Origin of the sequence: Corallococcus sp. AS-1-12, assembly GCF_020036995.1 — a bacterium.
Classification (GTDB): Bacteria; Myxococcota; Myxococcia; order Myxococcales; family Myxococcaceae; genus Corallococcus.
In genome coordinates, this window is sequence record NZ_JAIQDD010000105.1 from 1 (window position 1) to 878 (window position 878).

At 66.6% G+C, this 878-nt stretch carries 1 protein-coding gene; it reads right to left on the reverse strand.

The window, feature by feature from the left end; genetic code table 11:
- A partial coding sequence (locus tag K8556_RS38905; RefSeq protein ID WP_223745188.1) for a condensation domain-containing protein occupies positions 1-878 on the reverse strand: 878 nt, incomplete at both ends.

An 878-nucleotide genomic window follows, 5' to 3' on the forward strand; every position in this document is an offset into this window, starting at 1 on the left:
CCGAAGGACCAGCCGTCCGTGATGATGTGGTGGATGTTGCTGACGAGCAGGTGCTCGTCCTCCGCCACCCGCAGCACTTCCGCCGTCAGCAGCCTCCCCGCGCTCAAGTCAAACACGTGCCGGGACAGCGCGTTGACGGTGGCCGTCACCTCCGACTCGCGCACCTCCCGCAGCGGGAGTTCCACCTCCCAAGGCTCACCGACGACCTGCACGGCCTCCCCGGCGCTCTCCGTCCCCCGGAACCACGTGCGCAGCGTCTCGTGCCGGGCGATGAGTTCGTTGAACGCCGTCCGTAGCGCCTCCAGCGAGAAGCCCTTGCCGGAGAGGCGCAGCGTCCAGGTGATGTTGTAGCTGGTCCGCTGGTCCTCCATGTGCTCGTGCACGAACCACACGCGTTCCTGCACAAAGGACAGCGGGAGACGGCTCGTCCTCTCCACCCGCTCGATGACTGGCACTCGGCTTCGGTGCCCCTGCTGTCGTAGAGCTTCAATCCGGAGCGCCATTGCCTCCAGCACCGGCGATTCGAAGATCAGGGTGAGCGGGACCTCGATCTCCAGGTGCTTCCGGATCGCCGACACCAACTGCATGCCTGCCAGCGAGTGCCCGCCGAGGTTGAAGAAGTTGTCGTGGATGCCGACGTGCTCGAGGCCGAGGACATCGCCGAAGAGTGCCGCCAGCTTGTGCTCGAGCGCGCTGCGCGGCGCGACGTGCTCTTCCCGGCTGCTCGTCAGGTCCGGTGCGGGCAGGGACAACCGGTCCAGCTTCCCGTTGGGCAGCCGTGGCAGCGCCTCCAGCACCGTATACAGCGTCGGCACCATGTACGTTGGCAGCAGCTCCGTCAGGTACTCGCGCACCTGCTTCGGCTCCACCGTCATTCC